At 59.1% G+C, this 21,283-nt stretch carries 19 protein-coding genes and 1 tRNA gene; 8 read left to right on the top strand and 12 right to left on the bottom strand.

Annotated features, from left to right (window positions below; genetic code table 11):
* Positions 1-21: 21 nt before the first annotated feature.
* The 4 genes from WG29040_RS08360 to WG29040_RS08345 form a co-directional block, all read right to left on the bottom strand.
* Positions 22-1,296 carry an MFS transporter gene (locus WG29040_RS08360; protein ID WP_127196001.1) on the bottom strand — a complete coding sequence of 425 codons (1,275 nt, stop codon included), beginning with the start codon at positions 1,294-1,296 and terminating at the stop codon, positions 22-24.
* Between the two features lie 51 nt (positions 1,297-1,347).
* Positions 1,348-2,418, bottom strand: a complete 1,071-nt coding sequence (locus tag WG29040_RS08355) for a sugar phosphate isomerase/epimerase (protein WP_127196000.1) — start codon at positions 2,416-2,418, stop codon at positions 1,348-1,350.
* Between the two features lie 134 nt (positions 2,419-2,552).
* Positions 2,553-4,049, bottom strand: a complete 1,497-nt coding sequence (locus WG29040_RS08350) for a PLP-dependent aminotransferase family protein (protein WP_003440546.1) — start codon at positions 4,047-4,049, stop codon at positions 2,553-2,555.
* 123 nt (positions 4,050-4,172) lie between these two features.
* A complete protein-coding gene (locus WG29040_RS08345) occupies positions 4,173-5,087 on the bottom strand; it encodes a LysR family transcriptional regulator (protein WP_003440549.1) in 915 nt (304 codons plus the stop codon).
* Between the two features lie 153 nt (positions 5,088-5,240).
* On the opposite strand from WG29040_RS08345, the gene speB reads away from it, so the two are divergent.
* The 4 genes from speB to betA all read left to right on the top strand — a co-directional run bounded on the left by speB (position 5,241) and on the right by betA (position 11,185).
* Positions 5,241-6,218: an agmatinase gene (gene speB, locus WG29040_RS08340; RefSeq protein WP_127195999.1), complete on the top strand. Its 978-nt coding sequence runs from the start codon at positions 5,241-5,243 to the stop codon at positions 6,216-6,218.
* Positions 6,219-6,313: 95 nt separating this feature from the next.
* Positions 6,314-7,822: an aldehyde dehydrogenase gene (locus WG29040_RS08335; protein WP_127195998.1), complete on the top strand. Its 1,509-nt coding sequence runs from the start codon at positions 6,314-6,316 to the stop codon at positions 7,820-7,822.
* A gap of 118 nt (positions 7,823-7,940) precedes the next feature.
* Positions 7,941-9,494 carry a cytosine permease gene (locus WG29040_RS08330; protein WP_003440557.1) on the top strand — a complete coding sequence of 518 codons (1,554 nt, stop codon included), beginning with the start codon at positions 7,941-7,943 and terminating at the stop codon, positions 9,492-9,494.
* A 2-nt stretch (positions 9,495-9,496) separates the two neighbouring features.
* Positions 9,497-11,185, top strand: a complete 1,689-nt coding sequence (betA, locus tag WG29040_RS08325; protein ID WP_003440560.1) for a choline dehydrogenase — start codon at positions 9,497-9,499, stop codon at positions 11,183-11,185.
* A gap of 184 nt (positions 11,186-11,369) precedes the next feature.
* Here the strand turns inward: betA and WG29040_RS08320 are convergent.
* The 4 genes from WG29040_RS08320 to WG29040_RS08305 form a co-directional block, all read right to left on the bottom strand.
* Positions 11,370-11,443: transfer RNA gene (locus tag WG29040_RS08320), tRNA-Gly, on the bottom strand.
* A gap of 107 nt (positions 11,444-11,550) precedes the next feature.
* A complete protein-coding gene (locus WG29040_RS08315) occupies positions 11,551-12,408 on the bottom strand; it encodes an alpha/beta fold hydrolase (protein WP_127195997.1) in 858 nt (285 codons plus the stop codon).
* Between the two features lie 77 nt (positions 12,409-12,485).
* On the bottom strand, positions 12,486-13,178 hold the full coding sequence (locus WG29040_RS08310) for a pseudouridine synthase (RefSeq protein ID WP_127195996.1): 693 nt from the start codon (positions 13,176-13,178) through the stop codon (positions 12,486-12,488).
* A gap of 33 nt (positions 13,179-13,211) precedes the next feature.
* Complete coding sequence (locus WG29040_RS08305) at positions 13,212-13,433, bottom strand: cysteine-rich CWC family protein (RefSeq protein WP_010655945.1); 222 nt, start codon at positions 13,431-13,433, stop codon at positions 13,212-13,214.
* A 204-nt stretch (positions 13,434-13,637) separates the two neighbouring features.
* Here WG29040_RS08305 and WG29040_RS08300 point away from each other — a divergent pair, with 204 nt between their 5' ends.
* Together WG29040_RS08300 and ung are read left to right on the top strand one after the other, a co-directional pair.
* Entirely contained in the window at positions 13,638-13,937 is a 300-nt protein-coding gene (locus WG29040_RS08300; RefSeq protein WP_127195995.1) for a hypothetical protein, read from the top strand.
* Positions 13,938-14,021: 84 nt separating this feature from the next.
* On the top strand, positions 14,022-14,714 hold the full coding sequence (ung, locus tag WG29040_RS08295; protein WP_003440570.1) for a uracil-DNA glycosylase: 693 nt from the start codon (positions 14,022-14,024) through the stop codon (positions 14,712-14,714).
* Positions 14,715-14,719: 5 nt separating this feature from the next.
* Here ung and WG29040_RS08290 read toward each other — a convergent pair whose 3' ends face one another.
* Genes WG29040_RS08290 through WG29040_RS08275 form a run of 4 tightly spaced genes read right to left on the bottom strand, consistent with a single transcriptional unit; the run spans position 14,720 to position 18,756 of the window.
* Positions 14,720-15,754: an AbrB family transcriptional regulator gene (locus WG29040_RS08290; protein WP_003440574.1), complete on the bottom strand. Its 1,035-nt coding sequence runs from the start codon at positions 15,752-15,754 to the stop codon at positions 14,720-14,722.
* The gene (locus tag WG29040_RS08285) at positions 15,747-17,261 is read right to left on the bottom strand and encodes a tripartite tricarboxylate transporter permease (protein WP_003440577.1); all 1,515 of its coding nucleotides are present in this window, start codon (positions 17,259-17,261) and stop codon (positions 15,747-15,749) included. The genes WG29040_RS08290 and WG29040_RS08285 overlap by 8 nt, the downstream gene beginning before the upstream one ends.
* Position 17,262: 1 nt before the next feature.
* Positions 17,263-17,721 carry a tripartite tricarboxylate transporter TctB family protein gene (locus tag WG29040_RS08280; protein WP_127195994.1) on the bottom strand — a complete coding sequence of 153 codons (459 nt, stop codon included), beginning with the start codon at positions 17,719-17,721 and terminating at the stop codon, positions 17,263-17,265.
* A gap of 57 nt (positions 17,722-17,778) precedes the next feature.
* Positions 17,779-18,756, bottom strand: a complete 978-nt coding sequence (locus tag WG29040_RS08275; RefSeq protein WP_127195993.1) for a tripartite tricarboxylate transporter substrate binding protein — start codon at positions 18,754-18,756, stop codon at positions 17,779-17,781.
* A gap of 450 nt (positions 18,757-19,206) precedes the next feature.
* On the opposite strand from WG29040_RS08275, the gene WG29040_RS08270 reads away from it, so the two are divergent.
* The gene (locus WG29040_RS08270) at positions 19,207-19,878 is read left to right on the top strand and encodes a response regulator (RefSeq protein ID WP_003440586.1); all 672 of its coding nucleotides are present in this window, start codon (positions 19,207-19,209) and stop codon (positions 19,876-19,878) included.
* The gene (locus WG29040_RS08265; RefSeq protein WP_127195992.1) at positions 19,871-21,277 is read left to right on the top strand and encodes a sensor histidine kinase; all 1,407 of its coding nucleotides are present in this window, start codon (positions 19,871-19,873) and stop codon (positions 21,275-21,277) included. The genes WG29040_RS08270 and WG29040_RS08265 overlap by 8 nt, the downstream gene beginning before the upstream one ends.
* Positions 21,278-21,283 lie beyond the last annotated feature (6 nt).

The following is a 21,283-nucleotide window of genomic DNA, read 5'->3' as shown; positions in this document are numbered from 1 at the left end:
ACCTTCGCCCTGGTTGAATACTCAGGCCCGGACCGGCTCGCTGTCAGGGGCGCCGGCTGTTTCCTTGCGCACTACACGGTACAAGAGGCTGCAAACCATGAAGCCAATGACGGCAAACAGGCTCATCAGGCTGAACACATAGTTGTAGCCTTGCTGGCCCGGGAAGTGGTCCAGGATCGAACCGTAAATCACGTAGGCAAACATGCCGGGCGCATAGCCGATCAGACAGGCAATTCCGAAGGCCGAGCCGGTGATGCGCTGAGGAATCCCCACCTCGCTCATGGGAGCCCAGAACACGCCGCGCATGGTGAAAACAATCAGCGCGAACGAGAGGGTGGCGGCCATGCCGATATAAATGAAGTGTTCGCCTTTGGGCACCAGCAACACCGCGGCCATGGCGGGAATCAGGGCCAGGAACGCCCATTTCAGATAGCGCGACGGGCTCTTGAAATACTTGTCTGCCATGAAGCCGCCCGCCGGCCCGCCCAGAATCTTGAGGAAGTATTGGTTGATGATCCCGTAGGCACCGACCAGTGCTACGGGCAATTCGTAGATATCCTTTAAGTAGGGAATGAAATAGGTCAGGCCGCAGTAGACGATATAGACCATGAACACGTTGAAGCTGACCAGCCAGATCCCCGGAATCCGAATGGCTTCAAGCAATCCGGACATACCCGACAGGCTGTCCTCTTTCTTGGGGGCGGGGGCTGTCTTGCTGTCTCGCAGCAGGAACCAGGTGATGATCCCGGCAAAGATATCGACCAGAGAATAGAAGACGATGGCCGATTTCAGGCCTGCTTCGCCCGAGCCCATGGCAACGAACACCCCCAGGGCTGAAAACGCCACGAGAGTATCGACGATGCCCCTGCCACCCTCCAGAAAACCGAACATGCGGCCTTGTTCGCCTTCCTCGCCAAGATTGCGCACAGCCTTGAGCAGGGCAGGCCAATAGATACAGTCAGCGCAGACTGCCAGCAGGCAGAACACGATCAGCATCTTGTCGAAGCCGGGAAAGGTGGCCAGGTAAAGTCCCAGACTGCCTGTCCCGATCAACCCCAGGGGAATCAGTTTACGTGTGGCAAAGCGGTCCGCCAGATAACCGCCGACCACGAATAACGCTGTGGCGATGATAGCGTTGGCACTCAGTAACGTGCCCAGTTGAGTATGGCTCAGCCCCATGTATTGCTGGATGGGAACGTAAAAGGCATCTTTCAGGCTGGCGAGTTTATAGATGGTTCCGCCGCCAAGAATGAGGACGAGGAAACGCAGCCATTTGGCTTTTGTCTGTGCGGTCATTTTTGTTTTCCACAGAAAGTAACGTGACGTTTTGGCGAGTGTGGTGCGGGGTCAGGCACAGACCGGCGTATCCGCCAGTGTCAGTTGTGCCAGAACCTTCAGCTCACCGAGCAGGCCGCGCACATAGCGAATCTGGTTGTTCGCCCACTGGTGCTCTGCAGCCATCATGCGTTCGGCGCAAAACCCCGGCGGCAGTGCCGTTTCACTCATTTGCCGGTACTCGATGAAAGGGTCTTGTGTCTCATCCGACTGGCGGAAGGCGGGGGCGGCGTAGTGATTTTCCTGCTCAAGAATAAAGGCGATAACCTGCGGCTCCTGCTCGCCGAGCATCAGCAGCTCGAACATCATGCGCGCACTTGGCAGGTGATCTTCGGCCCCCCCTTGCAGCACCCCGTAATGGCCGAAACCATTTTTCTCGGGCACCACGCGTACCCCTTTCATGTGCACCTGGCGGATGTGCGCAGACAACTGTTTCAGGGCCGTCAAGGGTTGCTCGCAGGCATTGATCATATTGCCGAAGTCGAACAACGCATGCAGGCGGGGGTGATCCAGGCGGCTGAGCAACTGGGCGATTTCATGGCTTTTCAACTCTTCATGCTGCTCAAAGTCGAAGAACAGATCGTGCAGGTCTGCCTGTTGCGCCAGATAGCGCAGATCCTCCTCGATCAGTGCCATTACCCGTGACAGATGACCTTCATAACGCGCATAGACCCGGATGTTGCGAGTGCCGATAGCCTTGGCGATGGCGATAACCTGATCCACGTCTTCTTTGCGGGTGCTGCTGATCTCCAGATGTATGTCCAGGCCCAGCGCTGCTGCCTTATGGGAAAACTCCTGAAGCTGCTGCGGGTTCATGTTACTCAGGCTGTTGGCCTCGCCATCCAGCAGATGCAGGCTCAGGCCTTGCAACTCATGGCGCCAGGCGAAGTCCAGCAGTTCAGCGGGCTTGACCCGACCGTGGGTCAGGTTGGTCAGCAAGGGATAGGCATGGGCGAACAGACGCATGCGCTCCAGGCGATCGATAAGCTTGCTGGCCAGTTGCGCAGTCAACAGTGGAGGCGGGCAGTCGCTGCGGCTGTTGTGGCTTAGCAGGGAGTTGAAGCGTGCTTGAATACAGTTCATTAGAATTATTCCTGGTACAGGCACCGAATCGGTCGGTAAGGCCTTTATCGCACCAGAGTGGTTCTACCAATAGAGCCATTATTTTTTAATTCTTATGACCACTTTCAGCCTCTGTTTCACCGGGGCCTGCCTGCTCACAGAGCGTGGCCCATCTTCAGCAGCGCCTGAGCCAGCGCCTCGACTTTTTCCGTGGCCTGTTCGATCGGGGTTCCGGCAAAGCCGATAAGCAGTCCGGGCGGCAAGTAACGTTTCACGCAGTAGTCGCTCAAGGCATAGGTATGGATCTGGTGTCGGGCCAGCTCCTTGGCGATGACCGCGTCATCCAGTCCGGGGTCAAGCCAGGCAATGACATGCATGCCGACATTGACCGGCTTCACGTCCATGAAATTGCCCAGACGCTGTTTCAGTGCCTGTATCAGGCAGTCCTGGCGCGACTGGTAAAGAGCGCGCATACGCCGGATATGGCCAAGGAAATGACCTTCGCGGATGAAGTCGGCCGTGACCGCTTGCAGCTGGGTCGACGGGCTGCGGTCCATGACCGCGCGCATGGCACAGAAGGGCTCCACCAGTGCCTGGGGCAGTATCACGTAGCCCAGGCGCAAGGAAGGGTAGAGCACCTTGCTGAAGGTGCCGACGTAGATGACACGGGACCACTGGTCCATGGCGTAAAGAGCGGGCAGTGGCTTTGCGCAATAGGTGAATTCGCTGTCGCAGTCGTCCTCGATGATCCAGCGATGGCCACGATTTGCCCACTCGATCAATTCCTGGCGCCGGCCGTAGCTCATGGTAATGCCCAGCGGGTGCTGGCGTGACGGCGTGGTGAACGCAAGACGAGCCTCAGGGCATTCTTGAAGGCCTTGTTGCAGATCGATTCCCTGGTCGTCGATACGCAATGGCACCACCCGGCAACCCTGGGCCTGCAGGGCAATGCGCGCCGAGATATGACCGGGGTCTTCCATCCAGATACTGTCCTGCGGATCGAGCAGCAACATGCCCAGCAGGTTGAACGCCTGCTGGGCACCCGAGACGATCACCACCTGGCCGGCATCGCACTCGATACCGCGAGCGTCATAGACATACTCGGCAATCGCTTCGCGCAGTTGCAGCAAACCCTTTACTTCGCCGTAACCCAATATGGCTTTGGTCGGCTGGCACAGGTGCCGGTTCATCAGGCGCTTCCAGACGTGCAGCGGAAAGGCATCGAACGCGACCTGACTGGGCAGGAAAGATGTCGGGCAGTCCGGCTCCCAAGCCTGGTAGGAGACGCCGTTGAAATGGTCGCTGCGCATGGACAGCACAGATTGGCTCAAGTGTGACAGGCGCGGCGGTCTGGGCGGCTCGTCAGGGGCGGCTTCGCGGTTCTCCCATTCCGCGCAGACATAGGTACCGGCACCGGGGCGTGAGACCAGAAAACTTTCAGCGATCAGCAGGTCGAAGGCATTGAGGATGGTAATCCGTGACAGCCCCTGTTCTTTGCACAGGGTCCGGGTGGAGGGCAGGCGGGTGCCTCCTTGCAGCCGGCCGGCGAGGATTTGCTGGCGAATCTGCAAGTACAGCTGACGGTACAGGGGGGTTGAGCTGGTGCGGTCCAGCGTGAGGCCGGTCAGGAGCCGACCGCCGGGGGATTTCATGGTCTGTTTGCCTCTATTGTTCTTATTGCGCCCTCAGGCACTGAGGGGCGCCATTATGTTGCACGGACCGGCGCAGCAAAACCCGTCTGCACAAGAGTGTGCGAGGTGTCGGCGACACTGTGTTCAAGGCTGGACCTCTTGCCGTGCGGTGGCCGCCAGGTCCTCAAGGAATACCCGCAAAATCGGTGACGGGGCAACGCCGCGTCGGGTGATGACATCGAACGGCGACTTCAAGTGCAGGCTCATCGGGGCCAATTGTTGCATCTCACCGGTATTGACCCACTGAGCGGCAAAGTGGATGGGCAGAAACCCCAGATAAGCACCGGAGATGATCAGGATCGCCAGCGCCTCGATGTTGTCTACGGTGGCGGCGGCCTTGCTCACACCCAGTCGGTCCAGGTCGTGCTGCTGCATGAAGCCCCGGGCTACGATTCGACTCTCGCTGATCTCTTCAAGCAGTTCGGCATTCTCTGCGGTACTGCCGTGCAAGGGATGGCGCCGCCCGCAATACAGTCCGAGGGCCTCCTGGTACAGGGGTAAATAGTCCAGCCCCGAGACGTGATTCGGGAAGTGCCCGATGGCCAGATGCAGGCGGTTGTCCAGCACCCGTTCTTCGAGTTCGGCAGGGGTCCCGACATACACATTGAGGTGAACATCGTGGCCTCTGGAAACGAAGCGCTGGGTGGTTTTCGGCAGGGGAGAATCGGGGTCGGTAATGGTTGAGTCAATGATGCCCAGGTTCAGCTTGCCGGTGATCTTCTGCTTGAGCACATCGGCATCCAGGCAGAAGTCATCTACGGCGGCCAGCAGCCGCCGGGTAGATTCGAAAATCGCCACGCCCTGTTCTGTAAGGCGAAAGCCGCTGCGCCCGCGCTGACAGAGCTTGACCCCAAGACGGGTTTCCAGATGGGTCATCTGTTCGCTGATGGTCGACTGGCCGATATTCAGCGCTGCTTGAGCCGCAGAGAAGCCGCCGCATTTGACGATTTCGGCGAATACTCTGAGCAGCTTCAGGTCCACGGTATGTAGCTGATTCAACCGGTCCTCTCCCTATCGATGCATCGGATCTGCCGATATATGTATCGGATGATTAGCATTTTTTCTATGAAAAGCTGCGCTCATAGTCACTCCAGCGCCAGGCACTTACCAGTGCGCCCCCATGGCAATAACAAGAATTGGAGATAGATCGATATGTCTAGCAATGGATATGAGTCCGGCCGTTTGAACCTTCCGTTTGTAGGGCATTGCACGTTCGGTAAATCCCCGGTCTGTACTGATTGGGAAACCCTGGATGCCGATGTCGCCATCCTCGGCGCACCCAATGACATGGGTACACAGTGGCGTTCGGGCGCCCGTTTTGGGCCGCGCGGGATTCGCGAGGCATCGACCCTGTTTTCTTTCGGTCATGCCGGTGCCTACGATCACGAAGATGACGTGATGTACCTTACCTCCCAGGACGTGCGCATGGTCGATGTGGGGGATGCGGATATCGTCCACACCGATATGAAAGCGAGTAATGACAATATCGAGTTTGCGGTCCGCAAGATTCTCGAGTCAGGCGCTATGCCTGTGGTCCTGGGCGGCGACCACTCGGTTCACGCTCCGGTCATCAAGGCCTTCGAAGGCAAAGGGCCAATTCATATCGTGCACTTTGATGCGCATCTGGATTTTGTTGATGAGCGCCATGGGGTTCGCTACGGCCACGGCAACCCGCTGCGCCGCGCTTCAGAAATGAACCATATCGTCGGCATGACCCAGATGGGCATCCGCAACGTTTCGTCCTCCAACCGCGATGACTATGAAGCGGCCCACTCTGCCGGCTCAAAAATCCTCTCGGTGCGCGATGTCCGTCGCCTGGGTACCGAGGGCGTTCTGGAGCTGATCCCTCAGGGGGTCAAGTACTACATCACCATCGACATTGACGGTTTCGACCCTTCGATCGCCCCGGGCACAGGCACGCCGAGCCATGGCGGCTTTCTGTACTACGAGGTGCTGGAGATTATTCAGGCGCTGGCCAAGCGCAGCAAAGGCAACATCATCGGCATGGACCTGGTGGAGGTCGCTCCGGTGTATGACCCGGCGGGCGTGACGTCGATTCTTGCCGCGCAACTGCTGCTCAACAGCATCGGTTTTATCTACCACGAACGGGCCAAGGCCCGCGCACTCTGAAACACCAGTGCCGGGGGCTTGCGTGCAGCCCCGGATTGAGTCTTGAACCCAGGAGGCCTGGCGCGATGTCTGACGCCCGGCCCGAGAGAATAATAATGGACACGACGGTCAAGCAGTACTTGCAGAAATTCGGCTTGAGCGAAGCCACCCAGGCTTTTCTCGGCAAACAGCAGAAGATGTTTATTGGTGGTGAATGGGTCGAGGCCAGCGACAAACAAACCTCGGATGTCATCGAGCCCTCTACCGGGGGCTTTCTGACCCGTGTTCCCATGGGCACCGCGGCCGATCTGGACCGCGCCGTGCAAGCCGCCCGGGCCCAGTTTGACGGTGGCCCGTGGCGTCAGGTCAAACCGCTGGAACGTGAGCGGATGCTGCATCGGCTGGCAGAACTGATTGAGCTCCATGGCGATGAGTTGGCTGAAATCGAGTCGATCGACATGGGCAAGTCGGTGGTCGCGGCACGGGCCGTGGATGTGCAAGGCACAGTGGATACCCTGCGTTACTTTGCAGGCTGGGCCACGAAAATCCACGGCCGTACCGTTGAACCGTCGCTGCCCGGTAATTATCTGGCCTACACCCGTAAAGAGCCGATCGGGGTGGTGGGCGCTATCGTGCCGTGGAACTTCCCTCTGCAAACCATGGCCTGGAAACTCGGCGCGGCACTGGCAGCCGGCTGCACCATAGTGGTCAAACCGGCTGAATTGACTTCGCTGTCGGCCCTGCGCTTCGCTGAGCTGGTGCAGGAAGCGGGCATCCCGGATGGTGTGATCAATATTGTCACCGGACGGGGAAGTGTGGTGGGTGCCGCGATGGCGACGCATCCGGGCATCGACAAACTGACCTTCACCGGTTCGACGCCGGTCGGACGCACCGTCGGCCAGGCGGCGCTGGGCGACATGAAGCGCCTGACCCTGGAGCTGGGGGGGAAATCCCCGGTAATCGTTCTCGCGGACGCCGACGTGCCTGCCGCGGCGCAAGCGATTGCCAACGGGGTGTTCTTCAACTCGGGCCAGGTGTGCGACGCCGGCACCCGGGCCTACGTCCATCGCAGCATTTACGACAGCTTTTTGCGTGAACTGATCGCCTGTACCCGCGCACTGAAAATGTCCCCCGGGCTGGACCCGGACTGCTTTATCAGCCCGCTGGTATCGCAACAGCAGAAGCAACGGGTACTGGACTACATCGCCCTCGGCAAGCGTGAGGGGGCCGAGCTGGTATACGGCGGCCAGCCGGTCGACGGGCCGGGCTACTTCGTGGAGCCGACGATCTTTGCCCATTGTCGCAACGACATGCAGATCGTCCAGGAAGAGATTTTCGGCCCCGTGCTGGTCACGGCTGCGTTCGATGATGATGAGCAAGCGCTGGCGCTGGCCAACGACTCTTCCTATGGCCTGGCTGCAGCCCTGTACTCCAACGACCTGGGCCGGGTGCACAGCCTGATCCCGCGCCTGCGGGCCGGGATGGTCTATGTCAACGGCCACGGCACCATCGATCCTTCGATGCCGTTTGGTGGCTACAAGCAGTCCGGTTTTGGCAAGGATCTGGGGGCTGAACAGCTCGATCACCTGCTGGAAACCAAAGCCGTGTGGATAACGCTGCCCTGAGTGTCGATTGACACTCCTGTGCACCGGGCGGCTGTCACAACCCTGATAAAGGGCGACAGCTCGCCCCGGGGCAGGGCAGTTATCGGGTCATGATCTTCACTACTTCTGCGAGTACATCATGCACACACCACCCTCATCGGCTGTTGAAGGGCACTCAATCGATTTCATTCCCGAAAATGAGCGCACCGACAAACTTTCCAGCCAGGGACCTTTCTGGTTTCTCGGCAACTTCACCTTTTTCACCATGACCATCGGCTTTGTAGGGCCCAGTGTTGGCTTGAGCGCCCTATGGACGATTCTGGCCGGAACGCTGGGCATCATGTTTGGCACCTTGTTCATGGCCTTCCACGGTTCCCAAGGGCCGCACCTGGGGTTGCCGCAGATGATCCAGTCGCGGGCCCAGTTCGGCTATCGCGGGGTGATTCTGGCGCTGCTGGCGACGCTGTTTGTGTTCGCCGGTTTCAATATCGTCAACCTGGTGTTGATGATGCAGGGCCTCAAGGAACTGTTCGGTTTTGATCCGCTGACGGTTGCGCTGGTGGTGACGGTGCCGGCGACAGTCCTGGCAATCCTGGGGCATGACTGGATGCATCGCAGTTTTAAATGGGCCCTGTTTCTGTCAATTCCCCTGTACGGGCTGGTGACACTGGCGGTGCTGATGCATTGGGTGCCCGACACGCCGCTGCCACTGCTCGCTATCGGCGAGGTCGAGGCACCGCCCCTGGGTTTTAACTGGACCGGCTTTATCACCCAGTTTGCCGCGGCGGCCAGTTACAACATCGCCTATGCGCCGTATGTGTCCGATTATTCGCGTTACCTGCCGAAGAATACCCATAGCGGCAAGTTGATTGCCGTGGTGTTTCTCGGTGCCTCGCTGTCGGGTGCCTGGATGATTGCGGTGGGCGCCTGGCTGGCCGACCACCTGCATGCCACCAACGTCCTGGTGGCCCTGTCGCAAGTGGGCAATACCGTCTCGTCCGTGATGGGCATCGTGGTGGTCGGCGTCACCATCCTGGTGTTTCTGCCGGTCATGGCCATGAACATCTACAGCGCGAAGCTGACCACCCTGACCTGCGTCGACTCCATCAGGCATATCGAACCGACGCGCAAGGCACGGGTGCTGGCAATCATTTTCGTGATCCTGCTGCAGCTGGGTGTATCGCTGGGTCTGCAGGACTCTGACAAGGGCCTTTCGGTATTGGGCATCTACCTGGTGGTGATGCTGTATTTCCTGGTGCCCTGGACTGCGGTGAACCTGACGGACTACTTCTTTGTGCGCAAGGGACGCTACGCCATCCCGCATTTCTTCATGGCCCGCGACAGTCTTTACGGCAGCTGGGGCCTGCGCGGCCTTGCGTCGTATGCCATTGGTTTCGTCGCAATGATCCCGTTTTTCTACATCTTCGATGGCGTGGCCCAGAAAGAAGTGTTTGTCGGCCCGCTGGCCAAAGCCCTGGGCAATATCGACGTTGCCTGGCTGGTCGGGCTGATCGTGTCCGGCCTGACGTACTTCTGGCTCAGCCGCTCGATTGATCTCAATCATGAAGAGCGGGTCATTCAGGACATCGAACAGACGCATCCGCATTACAGCACCGGGGACCCAGGGGCGGCGGTCATGCCGATGCCGGTACCACTTGTGCCGCTGGTCAGTGAAACGAGTATTTGGAGATAACCATGAACAATAAAAAATATGACTACATCATCATTGGCGCGGGCTCTGCCGGGTGCGTGCTGGCCAACCGTCTGACCGAAGATGCGGACGTAGAGGTGCTGGTCCTGGAGTTCGGCGGCAGTGATCGCAGCGTGATGATTCAGATGCCGAGCGCTTTTTCGATGCCCATGAACACCACCCGCTACAACTGGCGCTACGAAACCGAGCCGGAGCCTTACCTCGACGGACGTCGCATTCACTGTCCGCGCGGCAAGGTGCTGGGGGGCTCATCCTCCATCAACGGACTGGTCTATATCCGCGGGCATGCCTATGACTTTGATGAATGGGAGTCCCTGGGTGCCGAAGGCTGGGGCTACCGTAATTGCCTGCCGTATTTCAAGCGTGCCGAGAGCTGTGATGCCGGCGGTGATGCTTATCGCGGCGGCAGCGGCCCGTTGCATACCAGCAGTGGCAACAAAATGAAGAACCCGCTGTACGGGGCGTGGGTCGATGCCGGTGAAGAGGCGGGTTACATCAAGACCGACGACTGCAACGGTTATATGCAGGAAGGCTTTGGTGCCATGCATATGACGGTCAAGGACGGGGTTCGATGCTCCACGGCCAACGCTTATTTGCGCCCGGCCATGGAGCGTCCCAACCTGACGGTGATCACCCGGGCGATGACGCGCCAGATCGTGCTCGACGGCAAGCGTGCAGTGGGGGTGAGCTACGACCACGGCGGCCAGACCCATACCGTGCGCTGCTCCCGGGAAGTACTGATCTCGGCGGGGCCCATCGGTTCGCCGCACCTGTTGCAACGCTCGGGTATCGGTCCGGCTGCGGTACTGAACAAGGCCGGGGTGGTGGTCAGGCATGATCTGCCCGGGGTCGGCGAAAACTTGCAGGACCACTCGGAAATCTACATTCAGTACGCCTGCAAAGAGCCGGTGACCCTGAACAGTAAAATGGACCCGCTGAGCAAGTTGATGATCGGTTTGCGCTGGCTGGTCTGCAAGGATGGGCTGGGTGCAACCAACCACTTTGAAGCCGGCGGTTTCATTCGCTCGGGGCAAGGGTTGCGCTGGCCGGACATTCAGTTTCATTTTTTGCCGGCGGCCATGCGTTATGACGGTAAAAAGCCGATCAAGGGGCACGGCTTCATGGTGCTCACAGGGCCGAACAAACCCAAGAGCCGTGGCCATGTTCGAATTCGCTCGGCTGACCCTTACGAGCATCCCGAAATTATCTTCAACTATTTGCAGCGTGAAGAGGACCGCGAGGGGTTCCGTCGCTGTGTGCGGCTGACCCGGGAAATCATCGGCCAACCGGCGATGGACCGCTTCCGTGAGAGCGAAATCGCTCCGGGTCCGAATGTGAACACTGATGCCGAGATTGACCAGTTCGTACGTGAGAACCTTGAAAGCACCTACCATCCGTGCGGCTCGTGTCGTATGGGTGAAGACGACATGGCAGTGGTGGACTCACAACTACGGGTACGCGGGATTGAGGGGCTGCGGGTAATCGATTCATCGGTCTTTCCAACCGAACCCAACGGCAACCTCAACGCCCCGACCATCATGCTTGCCGAGCGGGCCGCAGATCTGGTTCGCGGGTGCGGGATGTTGCCTGAATCCGATGTGGTGGTGGGCCTGGCTGCGCAGTGGGAAACCAGCCAGCGGCCTTCGGCACCAGTGAGAAATGTCAGGGTTTAAATCTTCAATGTGCTGTGCAGCAAGTGCGTCGTGGCTTGCTGCCGGCCATGAACCAGGCTCGCGAAACTGCCGCGTCAGGCTGACGGGGTGAGCTTGCAGGGAAGGTGTTGCTCTGATGAGCACAACAGCGTTTTGGTTTCAGATGTTCGGGGGGGAGTTTGCTGCGTTTGCATGGAAGCAAAAGTGGAGCGGGTAGAGGGAATCGAACCCTCAACTAAAGCTTGGGAAGCTTTCGTTTTGCCACTAAACTATACCCGCTCAGAGCGGCTGACTTTGTACCAGAAGTCGGCCTTGATGAGAAGTTTTTATTCCTGAAATTGTAAATTTCAAGCGCATTCATTCCCTCTCTTACCCTTGGCACTGCATCAGCGGCTCGCTGCCAGATGCTCAGCGTGTGCCGGCTGCAGAAAACCGAGCATGGCGGCCTTGCTGATATGGCTCGCTGATTTGTGCTCCATATCCAGAAAGTGCCCGGTGTTTTCCAGGCGAACAAACTGACTGTTCTCAATCGATTGGACAAAGTGTTGCGCGTCGCTGGCCGAGGTGTACTCATCCCATGCGCCATTGATGAACAGCACCGGGATCTCGATACCGCTGGCCGTATCAAGCAAGCACGGCTGGTCACAGGTCAGCACCTGTTCGATGTGAAAATGCATTTGTGCGTACTCGTGCTCGGCCAGGCTGCTGACGTGTTTAAAGTTGAAGCGCTTGAACAGCGAGGGTAAATGCTTGCCCAGGGTATCGTTGACCAGGTTGCCCACTTGTGTGCGGTTGCAGTCAGCAAGGCAGCGCCGGCCACGCTCCAGGTAGTCGCGCATGGGCCCGTTGATGAGGGGTGAAAATGAACTGATCACGGCCTTCTCGATGCGCCGTGGTGTGCACGCCAGGGCTGTCAGCGCGGCAGTTCCGCCCCACGAAAACGACATCAGGTAATTCGCCGAAAAATGCTCGATCAACTCCAGAAGCATTTGCGCTTCAAGTTCCTTGGTCAGCATTTTCTGATGCTGGTTGTGCGGTTTCGATTTGCCGGCATAGGGCTGGTCGTAGAGCACGACGTTCAGATGCGGGTGCAGATTCTTCACGGTCTGGGCAAACGAGGCGGTGGTGGCCATGGAACCGTTGACCAGAATAATGGTGTTTTCGGCAGTATCCGAGCGATAGAACTCGGTGTGAATTCGATATTGACCTTGAACATCGAGCACTTTGATTTCGGGCTTGAGCATGGCGTCAGACTCCAGTGAACCGAGTGTCGGCAAGACCGAGGATGCACCGGCTATATGACAGTCATGCGGACACGGGGTCAGAACAGATCGACCTCCTGGGGGCTCAGGGGCCGGTACTGGCCGGGGGCGAGCTGGCTGTCGAGCAGCAATGGCCCGATGCTCTCCCGGTGCAGGTGAACAACCTTGTTGTTGAAGTAGCCAAACATGCGTTTGACCTGATGGTAGCGTCCTTCAACGATACTCAGGCGTGCACTGCAAGGGCCCAGCAGTTCGAGCCCGGCGGGTTGTGTGGTCAGGTCTTCATAGGCGAAATAGACCCCTTCATTGAACCTGGAGACATACTCCTGGCCTATGACTTGTTCTGTCTCAACGTAATACACCTTGGGCAGTTTGGTCTGTGGCTGGGTCAGACGGCGTGACCATTGCCCGTCATTGGTAATCAGCATCAACCCGCTGGTATTGAAGTCCAGCCGGCCAGCAATATGCAGTTCCTGCTTGTCCGGTTCATCCAGCAGATCGAGGACTGTCGGATGTTCCGGGTCCTGGGTGGCGCTGACGCAACCGGGGGGTTTATGCAGCATGAAATACCGCGCAGGTTTGCCAGCCTGCAGCAGCACGTCATCACATTCAATGCGACTGAAAGCCCGTATTTCATGGTGTGGATCGCAGACGATGCGGCCATCGACCCGTATCCGTTTTTCGATCAGGAGCAGGCGGACCTGTTGGCGGCTGAACTGGGGCAAGTTGCTCAGAAAACGGTCTACGCGCATGACGCTCGATCACAAAAAATAGAGGCAGGCATCTTACCCGAGGCGTTCCGGTTGCGCGGGCGGCAATTGGTTTTGCACCTGCGCGCAGCGGGGACACAGGCAGGCCAGGTCTTGCTGGGCGAGTGGCAAGGCTTGCAGCACCTGCGGGTCGATACTGACGCTGTAGCACCAGCAGGGTTGTTCCGCGGTATTGGCGCTGGCCATCGAGCAGTCGTTGCGCGCCCCGCAGGCAGGGCAGAGATCAGGCGTGGTCATGGCTGGGGTCCGGTGATTGACCCGGCTATTGTATGCCCTTCGAAGGGAAGCAGGCGCAGTGATATGCCGCCCGCCACGCCGGTCAGAATTATTTGATCCGCGGCACCGAAACTGTTTTTCGTGGTCTTAAAAGGTGTGGATGGCATCGCCATTTACTGCCCCCGGCGCCGCCGGGTGTGCCCATCAGCGGTCCAGGAGGCCGCCATGTACCGTCGTCTGCTCAGCCTTGTTGTGCTTGCTCTGGCCTTGTCTGCCTGTGTGCCCTATTACCCGGGCTACGGCGGCTATCGCTCTGAGGTTTATGTAGCGCCAGCGCCTTATGGCTATGGTTATTACGGCCCTTACTACGGTCATTCCCGTGGCTACTATGCTGCGCCGCCACGCTTTTACCAGGGGGCGCCGCACTATAACCATGGACCTGCTTATCCGTCGGGTCATGGATATGGCTACGGTAATGGCCACGGTTATGGTGGCGGTGGCCAGGGCCGGGGGTGGGACAGGTAGAGAATGCCCGGCAGATGCATTGATGAATTGACAATGGAGACGGGCTTTTCTAGTGTCCGCTCCATTGTTTTTCAGGATGTAGTCATGACGTCGGATGATCGTATAAAACTTGAACCGGTCTGGAAGCAGGCTTTGCGCGAGGAGTTCGAAAAACCTTATATGGCCCAGCTGCGCGAGTTCCTGCGCCAGGAGCATGCCGCCGGGAAGGAAATCTATCCGCCGGGCCCGCTTATTTTCAATGCCCTCAACCTGACCCCGCTGGACAAGATCAAAGTGGTGATTCTGGGACAGGATCCCTATCACGGTCCCGGTCAGGCCCATGGCCTGTGTTTTTCGGTCCAGCCCGGCATTCCCGTGCCGCCTTCGCTGGTCAATATTTATAAAGAGCTCAAGCGCGATCTGAATATCGATATCGCCACCCATGGCTGCTTGCAGCATTGGGCAGAGCAGGGGGTGTTGCTGCTCAACACCACCATGACAGTGGAGCGCGCCAATGCCGCGTCCCACGCCAAAAAAGGCTGGGAGCACTTCACCGACCGGATTATCCAGGTGGTGAGTGAGCAACAGCCCAAACTGGTGTTTTTGTTGTGGGGCGCCCATGCGCAAAGCAAACAGAAACTGATCGATGCCACCAAGCATCTGGTGCTGACCTCGGTACATCCTTCGCCGCTTTCCGCCTATCGGGGGTTTATCGGCAACGGTCACTTCAGTCGAACCAACAAGTTTCTTGAGCAAAACGGGTTGTCCCCGATCGACTGGAAACTGCCGCCGGCCTGAGGGCGTTAGTCCGGGCGAGGCCGTACCCAGTAGCGAAACAGGGGTTCGGCCAAAAACAGCACGAAGAGCAAGCGCATCACCTGCAGGGCGGTGACCAGAGGTACCGACAACTGCAGGGTTTCTGCGGTAAGGCTCATTTCTGCGATACCGCCAGGCATCATTCCCAGGGTCATGGAGCGCAGATCCAGTTGTGTCAGGCTGCTCAGGCCGAGTGCGCACAGGCTGGCGATCAGCATCGTCAGCGCCGTACCTGTTAATGTGCGGCCGATGAAGGACGGGGCACGGCGAAAAAACGCCCGGTTGAAATGACACCCCAGTCCACTGCCGATCAACCATTGGCCCGCCTGGCTGCTGCCATCGGGCAGGCCTATGTGCAAGTTCCAATAAATACTGACGCTGGCGCTGACCAGCAGCGGTCCGAATAACCAGGGGTTGGGCTGGCGCAAGCGTTGCCAGAGCCAGGCCATCAGCGCACCGGCCGGAAACAGCAGGGCTAACCAGTAGAGGTTGACTGATGCGGGATGCAGCGCCGGAGCGCCTTCGCCGAGCAAGTACTTGAAGGCGGCCGGTACGCACAGCACCACCATCAGCACCCTCAGGCTCTGTCCGGCAGCGACCCGGCTCAATACGGCACCATTGCGTGCGCCGAGATTGACCATCTCCCCCGAACCGCCCGGCATGCTGGAGAAAAACGCCGTAGCGCGGTCCTCTCCACTGCGGCGCATGATCCACACCCCGAGCACGCTCGACACGCTGGTGAGCAGCGCGCCGACAAAGATCAGGCCGAAATGCGCCAGCACCTGCTCCATGACCAGGGGGGTGAAGTGCAGGCCGATACCGATGCCCACAATCCACTGCCCACATTTACGTCCGCCCGGAATCTCGGCCAGCTGCCACGGAGTCAGGCAGCGGACCAAAATGATCGCCAGCAACGAGCCGACCATCCAGGGCAGTGGCCAGCCGATCAGGCTGGCGAGAAAACCGCCGGCCAGACCGACCAGCGGCGTTCCCCACCAGTGCTTGAACCCTTGCTCAGGCATTGGCCAGGGCGCGGCGTTTGGCACTGCGCTTGCGCCAGATACGCAGAACAGGCATCAGCAGCATGATCGCGGTCAGTACCCAAACACCCAGGGTGATCGGGCTTGCCCACAGAATTTCCAGCGCGCCGTTGGAGATCGACAGGGCGCGGCGCAAATTCTGTTCCATCAGTCCGCCGAGGATGAAACCCAGCAGTACCGGCGACAGCGGGAAATCGAGCTTGCGCAGGATATAGCCGAAGATGCCGATACCGATCATCAGGAACAGATCGAAGGTGGTGGCGTGGACGGCATAGACGCCGATGGCGGTAATAATCGCGATCACCGGCACCAGCGCCCAGTTAGGCACCGAAAGAATCCGGGTGAAGATGCGAATCATCGGAATGTTGAGGATCACCAGCATGATGTTGGCGATAAACAACGAAGCGATCAGGCCCCAGACGATATCCGGCTGTTGTTGAAACAGCAGCGGGCCGGGCGTGATGTTGTACAGCGACAATGCGCCAATCATCACAGCCGTGGTACCCGAACCCGGTACGCCCAGGGTCAGCATCGGTACCAGGGCACCGCAGGCCGAAGCACCGATGGCAGTCTCGGGAGCGGCCAGACCGCGCATGTCACCCTCGCCGAATTTGCCCGAAGTACCCGCCAGACGTTTTTCCGTCATGTAGGCCACGGCACTGGCCAGGGTTGCGCCTGCACCCGGCAGGACGCCCATGATGAATCCGAGCAGGCCGCAACGGATATTCACCACGAATACCGCAGAGGCTTCCTTGAAGTTGAACATCATGCGGCCGGTGGCTTTCACGGCTTCTTGCCCGCGATGGGTTTTTTCCAGCAGCAACAGGATTTCGCTGATGGAAAACAGGCCCAGTACCAGCACCACAAACTGGATGCCGTCAGTCAGGTGGATGTTGTCCCCTGTAAAACGGTAAACCCCGCTGTTGGCATCAATCCCCACCGTCGACAGGAACAGACCGATCAAGGCGGCGATAAATGTCTTGAGTGGACGATCGCCGGCCATGCCGCCCAGGCAGACGATGGCGAATACCATGAGTACGAAATATTCCGCCGGACCGAAGGCTATCGCCCATTTGGCCAGCAGCGGGGCGAACAGCACCATGCCGCAGGTGGCAATAAAGGCACCAATGAAAGAGCTCCAGGCGGACAGTGAAAGCGCCACGCCTGCCAGGCCTTTGCGGGCCATCGGGTAGCCGTCGAGGGTGGTCATTACGGTGGACGCTTCACCGGGGATATTCAGCAGGATCGAGCTGATACGCCCGCCGTACTCACAGCCCAGGTACACGGCAGCCAGCAGGATCAGCGCGGATTCGGGAGGCAGTCCCAGGGCGAAGGCAATGGGAATCAGCAGTGCCACCCCGTTGATGGGGCCAAGGCCGGGGAGCAATCCGACCACGGTGCCGATCAGGGTGCCGCACAGTGCGGTGATCAGGTTGTAGGGCGTGAGCGCGACGCCAAAGCCCTGGCCCAAATAGCCAAAAGTATCCATATCAGTTCTCCAGAACGTCGAGCAGGCCAAGCGGCAGCGGTACGTCCATGGCTTTATCGAACAGCAGATAAAGGCCGACGCTCATCAAGCTGATGATCAGGATGCCGGGCAACCAGCGGCCGCCATACAAACGTGCCATCGGGATGCCGACCAGCGCGCTGCTGAGGATAAAACCCAGGGATTCGAAGGTGCCGGCGAAGACAAGTAACAGCAGGACACACAGTCCGATCTTGGTCAGCGTCTGGCGATCCAGCTGCGGGTCTTCTTCGCTATGCACCACAGGTGAGGGGCGAAAAATCATGTAGATCAGACCCAGTGCCATCAAGGCGAGCATGAGCAAGGGGAAGGCGCGAGGACCTACGGGCTCGTAGGAAAAAGCAGCCTGATACGGCCAGGCCATGATCGCCAGACCGGCGCAGACGACGAGCAGGACCGAGGCAAAAATTCGTTGTATGAGCATGGTTCACTCCTGGGATGTGCCCCGGTATTCAGGGGCACAGCCAGCGGTCAGCGGCGGTTACTGGATGAGGCCGAATTCCTGGGCCAGGGTTTTGTAGTCAGCCACCTGTTTTTTCACATAGGTGTCCAGCTCCGGCCCGGTCATGGCGAAGGGGAAGAGCTCGCGCTGATCACGCAGCTTGGCGAATTCTTCGGAAGCCAGCAGCTTGTCGAACGCGTCTTTCCACCACGCGTAGTCTTCATCGCTGACTTTTGGACCCAGGTAAAAACCGCGAACCACAGGCCAGACGATGTCGTAGCCCTGTTCTTTGGCGGTCGGGATGTTTTTCATTTCGGGCTCATCCAGACGTTCATTGGCGAACACGGCGAGCAGGCGCATATCACCGCTCTGGATGTGCGGCATGGAGTCGGAAATATCGGTACTGCCTACCTGAATGTGACCACCCAGCAGCGCGGTTGCGATTTCACCGCCACCCTCAAGGGCAACGTAGCGCAAGTCCCGCGGATTGATTCCTGCCGCCTTGGCGATCAAGGCTGTTTGCATCCAGTCCTGGCTGCCCACGGTTCCGCCGGAGCCGATGACCACTTTGCCTGGATCTTTCTTCAGTGCCTGAACCAGATCATCGAGGTTCTTGTAGGGCGAATCATTTTTCACCGCAATCGCCCCATAGCTGGTACCCACGGCGGCGAGCCAGCGCACGGAATTTTCATCGAAGCGACCGAACTTGCCTTGCGCCAGGTTCAGCAATGAACCGCTGGACCAGGCCACCAGGGTGCCGGCATCGGCGGGACGCTGGGCGACCACGGCGTTGTAGGCAACGGCGCCCACTCCGCCGGGCATGTAGGTCACGCGCATCGGCTTGCTGAGCAGTTTTTCGTTAACCAGTGCACTTTGGGCCAGCTTGCACGTGAGGTCGAAACCACCGCCAGGCGAGGCCGGGGCGATGCATTCCGGGCGTTTCGGTTCTGCCAGCAGTTGGCCGGCGAAGAGCATGCAGCCGGCGGCAAGAGCTACGGTGCGCAGTGATAGATTCATGGTGTCTCCAAAGGAGTTTTTGTTTTTAGGGGGCAGCAATTGTTCGCTGAAAGCCGGTGGCGGCGGGAAACGCCCGTGCCGGGCTGGCGCCGTGCATCAGCTTTATTGCGCAAAACAGGGAGGCGACAAAAAGTCTTTCGCAAGGGAGCGGGAGTGTCGAGCCAACAGGGGGGAAACAGAAAGGCGGCGGGCCTTGGGCTGAAGAGTCAGCATGCAGGGTGCTCCATTATTGTTCTTATTGGCGAAAACGCTTCGAGGCGTTTTTCAGGGCGTAACGCGATGACAGTTGTAACTGTCCGTTTCCGGATCCTAATCAGCCAACCTTTCGCGAACCTTTCAGTTGCCTTTCATTGCTCTTTCCCGGTTTTCGCACTTCACAGTATTTCTGCCGTCTGTACACTCCGCGCAAAGAAAGGCCCCGGCCTGCACAAAAATAATGAGGTAAACCCGATGCGTGTACTTTTGGTCGAAGATCAGCTGCAGCTGGCCGAGAGTGTTGCCCAGGCCTTGAAAAGCACTGGTCTGACCGTGGATGTGCTGCACGACGGTGTGGCTGCCGACCTGGCCTTGAGCAGCGAGGAATATGCAGTGGCGATCCTGGATGTGGGATTGCCGCGCATGGACGGTTTTGAGGTGCTGGCGCGTTTGCGCAGCCGGGGCAAGACCTTGCCGGTATTGATGCTGACTGCCCGCAGCGATGTCAGGGACCGGGTTCACGGGCTCAATCTGGGGGCTGACGATTATCTGGCCAAACCCTTCGAACTGACTGAGTTGGAGGCCAGGGTCAAAGCCCTGCTGCGGCGCACTGTACTGGGCGGGGAGCGCCAGCAGCGGTGCGGATCTTTGGTGTACGACCTGGGCACCCGGCGCTTCACCCTTGGCGATGAACTGCTGATTCTCACCTCCCGCGAGCAAGCGGTGCTTGAGGCGCTGATCGCAAGGCCCGGCAGAGTCATGAGCAAGGAGCAACTGGCAGCCCAGGTATTTGGCCTGGATGAGGAAGCCAGTTCTGACGCTATCGAAATCTATATTCACCGCCTGCGTAAAAAACTCGACGGCCAGGCAGTAGCCATTGTGACCTTCAGGGGTCTGGGGTACTTGCTGGAAGGCCGCGATGTTTAAATTCGACAGCCTGCGCGGGCGCCTGCTGTGGAACCTCTCGCTGCTGTTGGTGGTATTGATGCTGGCCAGTGGCTTTAGCGCTTACTTCAACGGCCGTGAAGCTGCCGACACCGCCTATGACCGGACCTTGCTGGCGTCGGCGCGCACTATTGCTGCCGGGCTGTCACAGCGCGATGGCAGTTTGAGTGCCGATGTACCCTATGTAGCGCTCGACACCTTTGCCTACGATAGCGCCGGACGTATCTACTACCAGGTCAACGATATTCATCAGCGGCTGATTTCCGGTTATGAACAGTTACCGGCTCCGCCACCCGGTACCCCCCGTACCGATGATTACCCGGCCCTGGCGCGGTTTTATAACGGCCAGTATCTGGGGCAGAACGTGCGGGTGGTGAGTCTGCTCAAGGCGGTTAGCGAGCCCAACATGAATGGCATGGCGGAAATCCGCGTTGCTGAAACCGACGAGGCGCGGGTGTCCATGGCGCGCAGCCTGATGGCCGATACGCTATTGCGCCTGGGCATGCTGGGGCTGGGAGCCTTGATTGTCGTGTGGTTTGCGGTAAGCGCCGCATTGCGACCGCTCGAGCGCTTGCGCACCGCCGTCGAGGAGCGCCAGCCCGATGACTTGCGGCCATTGCCGCTGGTGTCGGTCCAGCGCGAGTTGCGGCCATTGGTGCAGGCGCTCAATCACTTCACCGAGCGTTTGCGCGGGCAGTTTGAGCGCCAGGCGCAATTTATCGCCGACGCCGCCCATGAGTTGCGTACCCCACTGGCGGTGCTCAAGGCCCGGCTTGAGTTGGGTCTGCGGGCGAATGAGCCGCCCACCTGGCGCAACACCCTTGAACAGGCTGCCGATGACACCGACCGTTTGACCCTGTTGGCGAATCAGTTGTTGTCGCTGGCGCGGATTGAAAACGGGGCACGGGCCATTGCCGAAGGCGGTGCGCAGTTGCTCGATCTCAGCCAGTTGGCCCGGGAGCTGGGAATGGCCATGGCGCCGCTCGCACATGCCCGGGGCGTGGCCCTGGCGCTTGAGGCCGACCAGCCAGTGTGGATGCGCGGGGAGCCCACCTTGTTGAGTGAGTTGTTAAGCAATCTGGTGGATAACGCATTGGCCCACACTCCACAGGGCGGCAATGTGATTCTGCGGGTGACGCCCCATGCCGTGCTTGAGGTTGAGGACGACGGGCCGGGCATCCCCTTTGAGGACCGCGAGCGGGTTTTTGAACGCTTTTATCGGCGTAACCACCAGGTGGCAGGTTCGGGGCTCGGGCTGGCGATTGTCGGTGAGATTTGTCGGGCGCACCTGGCACCGATCAGCCTGCACGACGGTGAGCAGGGCGGGTTGAAAGTGCGGGTGAGTTTTGTGCTGGCCGACAGGCGGACGCAAACCTCGTAGTCGCTG

The organism is Pseudomonas sp. PAMC 29040 (assembly GCF_003994535.1).
In the GTDB taxonomy this organism is placed as follows: domain Bacteria; phylum Pseudomonadota; class Gammaproteobacteria; order Pseudomonadales; family Pseudomonadaceae; genus Aquipseudomonas; species Aquipseudomonas paraversuta.
The sequence above is the reverse complement of the archived record's forward strand: the minus strand, read 5'-3'. Positions and strand labels throughout refer to the sequence as shown.

Bases quoted from the DNA above. Each gene is read 5' to 3' on its own strand.
- WG29040_RS08360 (WP_127196001.1), bottom strand. From the start codon at position 1,296: ATGACCGCACAGACAAAAGCCAAATGGCTGCGTTTCCTCGTCCTCATT.
- WG29040_RS08355 (WP_127196000.1), bottom strand. From the start codon at position 2,418: ATGAACTGTATTCAAGCACGCTTCAACTCCCTGCTAAGCCACAACAGC.
- WG29040_RS08350 (WP_003440546.1), bottom strand. From the start codon at position 4,049: ATGAAATCCCCCGGCGGTCGGCTCCTGACCGGCCTCACGCTGGACCGC.
- speB (WP_127195999.1), top strand. From the start codon at position 5,241: ATGTCTAGCAATGGATATGAGTCCGGCCGTTTGAACCTTCCGTTTGTA.
- WG29040_RS08335 (WP_127195998.1), top strand. From the start codon at position 6,314: ATGGACACGACGGTCAAGCAGTACTTGCAGAAATTCGGCTTGAGCGAA.
- WG29040_RS08330 (WP_003440557.1), top strand. From the start codon at position 7,941: ATGCACACACCACCCTCATCGGCTGTTGAAGGGCACTCAATCGATTTC.
- betA (WP_003440560.1), top strand. From the start codon at position 9,497: ATGAACAATAAAAAATATGACTACATCATCATTGGCGCGGGCTCTGCC.
- WG29040_RS08315 (WP_127195997.1), bottom strand. From the start codon at position 12,408: ATGCTCAAGCCCGAAATCAAAGTGCTCGATGTTCAAGGTCAATATCGA.
- WG29040_RS08310 (WP_127195996.1), bottom strand. From the start codon at position 13,178: ATGCGCGTAGACCGTTTTCTGAGCAACTTGCCCCAGTTCAGCCGCCAA.
- WG29040_RS08305 (WP_010655945.1), bottom strand. From the start codon at position 13,433: ATGACCACGCCTGATCTCTGCCCTGCCTGCGGGGCGCGCAACGACTGC.
- WG29040_RS08300 (WP_127195995.1), top strand. From the start codon at position 13,638: ATGTACCGTCGTCTGCTCAGCCTTGTTGTGCTTGCTCTGGCCTTGTCT.
- ung (WP_003440570.1), top strand. From the start codon at position 14,022: ATGACGTCGGATGATCGTATAAAACTTGAACCGGTCTGGAAGCAGGCT.
- WG29040_RS08290 (WP_003440574.1), bottom strand. From the start codon at position 15,754: ATGCCTGAGCAAGGGTTCAAGCACTGGTGGGGAACGCCGCTGGTCGGT.
- WG29040_RS08285 (WP_003440577.1), bottom strand. From the start codon at position 17,261: ATGGATACTTTTGGCTATTTGGGCCAGGGCTTTGGCGTCGCGCTCACG.
- WG29040_RS08280 (WP_127195994.1), bottom strand. From the start codon at position 17,721: ATGCTCATACAACGAATTTTTGCCTCGGTCCTGCTCGTCGTCTGCGCC.
- WG29040_RS08275 (WP_127195993.1), bottom strand. From the start codon at position 18,756: ATGAATCTATCACTGCGCACCGTAGCTCTTGCCGCCGGCTGCATGCTC.
- WG29040_RS08270 (WP_003440586.1), top strand. From the start codon at position 19,207: ATGCGTGTACTTTTGGTCGAAGATCAGCTGCAGCTGGCCGAGAGTGTT.
- WG29040_RS08265 (WP_127195992.1), top strand. From the start codon at position 19,871: ATGTTTAAATTCGACAGCCTGCGCGGGCGCCTGCTGTGGAACCTCTCG.